This window comes from Microbacterium sp. P2_F9, from assembly GCF_056403635.1.
Genome location: NZ_JBFUFC010000297.1, coordinates 1 through 3,204 on the forward strand (window position 1 = coordinate 1; position 3,204 = coordinate 3,204).

The following is a 3,204-nucleotide window of genomic DNA, read 5'->3' on the forward strand; positions in this document are numbered from 1 at the left end:
CGTGGGCACCGTCCCCGCCGGGGCCGACCTGCGCCGGCTCGCCCGCGCGCTGTCCACCGGGTATCCCGACACCTGGACGTTCGCGGTCGACGGTCTCATCGGTGCGAGCCCAGAGACCCTGGTGACCGTGTCGGGCGGTGCGGTGACCGCCCGCGTGCTCGCCGGGACCTTCCCCCGAGGGGCGGACGCTGATGGCGATGCCGAGGCATCCGAGTCCCTCGCGCACAGCGGGAAGGACCTGAACGAGCACCGCTTCGCCGTGCAGAGTGTCGTGGACGCCCTCGCTGGCCACACCCGCACGCTGCAGGCGGACGCCGAGCCGTTCGTGCTCGAGCTGCCGAACCTCTGGCACTTGGCCACCGATGTCGCCGGCGAGCTCGCCGACCACGCATCGGCCCTCGATCTCGTGGCGGCGCTGCACCCCACCGCGGCAGTTGCCGGGACACCGACGGATGCCGCGATCGAAGTCATCCGCCGCATCGAGCCGTTCGACCGGGGCCGCTACGCCGGGCCGGTCGGCTGGGTCGACGCCAACGGCGACGGCGAGTGGGCGATCGCGCTGCGCTGCGCCCAGATCGGCGGGCCGACCTCCGTGTCGAGCGACGGGCACGGCACGATCCCCGTGGTCGCGCATGCCGGCGCGGGAATCGTCGCCGGGAGCGACCCCGACACCGAACTGCTGGAGACCCGTGTGAAGTTCCGGCCGATCGTGGATGCGCTCGCATGACTTCGGATCCGGAATCGGCGGAGTCGCGGCACCCGGACTCCGCCGTCAGCGAGCTCTACGACCTGAGCGTGATCGTCGAGCGCATCGAGGGACGCTCGGTGTGCGGCATGAAGGTCGGCGACCACATCGATCTGGTCCAGAGCAGCCGGCTGTGCCTGCCCGATGGCGGGCATTTCTGCATGTACGCGCTGCAGGCGGTGCTGCCGCTCCTGCCCGCGAAGCAGCGCAAGCTGCCACCCGGTGACTGGCTCGAGCGCGACGACCTGGTCGCCTGCCCCGACCCCGATGAGCGCCTGATCATGCGCGTGGTGCGCACCGGCATCCGCTCGATTCCGACGGATGAGCTGACGTGACGCGCATTCCGGTGTCGCTGGGGCTGCAGACCGACAAGGCGCCTGGCGAGTACGCCGCGCTGGCGACGCTGGCCGAGGGTCTCGGTTTCGACGGCGTCAGCGTGTTCTCGGACCTGCTGTACCAGCCGCCGGTCGCGGCGCTGCTCGAGATGGCTTCGGCGACCACTCGGGTGCGGCTGGGATGCGCGTGCTGGAACCCGTACACCCTGCACCCCTACGAGATCGCGGGGCAGTTCGCCGCGGTGGATGCCGCCTCCGGCGGTCGCGCGTATCTCGGGCTCGCGAAGGGGTCGTGGCTCGAGGCGATCGGCGTCGATGCGCCGAAGCCGATCGCGCACCTGCGCGACGCGGTGGGGCTCATCCGGGCGCTGCTGGAGGGTTCGGGGCGGGGATACGAAGGCTCGGTGTTTCGACTGGAGCCTGGGGTGCGACTGCGGTATCCGCTCGTACGGCCCGACGTGCCGATCCTGCTCGGGTCGTGGGGACCGCTCGGCATGACCCTGGCCGGCGAGGTGGCCGACGAGATCAAGGTCGGCGGCAGCGCGAACCCCGCGATGGTCGGGGTGGTGCGCTCCCGCGTCGACCGTGGGATCGAGCGGGCCGGACGTGCCCCCGGCTCGGTCGGGGTGGTGCTCGGTGCAGTGACCGTGGTGGATCGGGATGGGGATGCCGCGCGCGCCCACGCCCGGCGCCAGGTCGCGATGTACCTCGACGTGGTCGCCGCGCTCGACCCGACCGTCGAACTGCCCGAGGACCTGCTGCCGGCGATCCGCGCGCGGCTCGCCGAGGGCGACGACGAGGGCGCCGGGCGCCTCGTCCCGCGGGACGTGCTCGACCTGTTCGCGTTCGCGGGCACCCCGGACGACATCGCAGCCCAGGCCCAGCGGCTCATCGCCGCGGGCGTCGACCGCATCGAGTTCGGCACCCCGCACGGCATCGACTCCGCCCAGGGGATCGAACTGCTCGGGCGCGAGGTGCTCCCCCAGCTCGAGGACTGAACGAGGACGGATGCCGCCACCTCAGCCGCGGCATCCGCTCGTCTGACGTTCCTGCGAAGGTGGCGCGAGTTGTCGCCTCAGCTCAGGGGAAGCGATCATTCGCGACCCGTTCGCGGCAGGCCCGCCCGAGAGGGTGGCACATGTGGTCGCGTGGGCACACGCGAGGCGACAATATGCGCCACCAACGCGGCCGGCACGGCTGGCGTCAGGGCCGGGTGAGCAGCGCGCGGAGCGGATCGAGGCCCATCGGGCCGAGGCCGAGGGCGTCGCGGTGGAAGTCGCGCAGCGAGAAGTCGTCACCCAGCTGCGCCGACCGTGCCGCGCGGGCCTCGTTCCAGAGCCGGGCGCCGACCTTGAAGGCGAGCGCCTGCCCCGGCCAGCCGAGGTAGCGGTCGACCTCGAACCCGGCGAGCGTGGGCTCGACCAGGGCGTAGTCGACGAGCATCCGTTGGGCGAGCTCGGGCGTCCACTCCCCCTCCGGCACGAGCGACCCGGCCGGGATCGGCCACCCGGTGTGCAGCCCGATGTCGGCGACGATGCGCACCGCGCGCCAGATCTGGCCGAGCACGAGTCCGAGCCGTTCGGCGGGGTCGCGGATCAGCCCGAGCTCGTCGGCGAGCTGCTCGGCGTAGTGCGCCCAGCCCTCCGCGTAGCCGTGGATGTGGCACAGGTGCCGCTGCCATGGGTGCAGGGCAGGGTACGACGCCGTGACGACGAACTGCAGGTGGTGCCCCGGCAGCCCCTCGTGGTGCACGCTCGACACCTCCTGCCACGTCGCCGCGACCGGCACGCCGCTCGGGATCGTCCACACGATCCGGCTCGGCGTAGATCCGTCCGGCGCACCGGGCGTGTAGTACACCACGCCGGAAGCCGCCTCCGAGACGAGGCACTCGACATTCCGGATGCCGGGTGGCAGGTCGAACGCGGGCTCCAGTGCGTCGGTGGTCTCGGCGACGCGCTGGACGAGCCAGTCCCGGATCGTGTCGACGCCATCGAGGCGGTAGCGCGGGTCCACGTCGAGCCGGGCTGCCGCATCCCGGACAGGATCGTCCCCCGAGCCGCCGAGGTCCGCGGCGAGCGCGCGCGCTTCGGCGACGAGCCGTTCGAGCTCCGCCCACCCATAGGC

Annotated in this window: 4 protein-coding genes; 3 read left to right on the plus strand and 1 reads right to left on the minus strand. The window is 72.5% G+C overall.

Annotated features, from left to right (window positions below; translation table 11 throughout):
- The 3 genes from AC1DVT_RS19010 to AC1DVT_RS19020 all read left to right on the plus strand — a co-directional run.
- On the plus strand, positions 1–727 hold a 727-nt coding region (locus AC1DVT_RS19010), incomplete at its 5' end, for an isochorismate synthase (RefSeq protein WP_477390821.1).
- The gene (locus AC1DVT_RS19015) at positions 724–1,080 is read left to right on the plus strand and encodes a TIGR04076 family protein (protein WP_477390823.1); all 357 of its coding nucleotides are present in this window, start codon (positions 724–726) and stop codon (positions 1,078–1,080) included. The genes AC1DVT_RS19010 and AC1DVT_RS19015, both read left to right, overlap by 4 nt.
- Positions 1,077–2,078 (plus strand): LLM class flavin-dependent oxidoreductase, encoded by a 1,002-nt coding sequence (locus AC1DVT_RS19020; RefSeq protein ID WP_477390825.1) that lies wholly within the window; start codon positions 1,077–1,079, stop codon positions 2,076–2,078. Before AC1DVT_RS19015 ends, AC1DVT_RS19020 begins: the two co-directional genes overlap by 4 nt.
- Positions 2,079–2,283: 205 nt before the next feature.
- Here the strand turns inward: AC1DVT_RS19020 and AC1DVT_RS19025 are convergent.
- On the minus strand, positions 2,284–3,204 hold a 921-nt coding region (locus AC1DVT_RS19025; protein WP_477390827.1), incomplete at its 5' end, for a DUF885 domain-containing protein.

Coding starts and splice junctions, on each gene's coding strand:
- AC1DVT_RS19015 (WP_477390823.1), top strand. CDS start 724: ATGACTTCGGATCCGGAATCGGCGGAGTCGCGGCACCCGGACTCCGCC.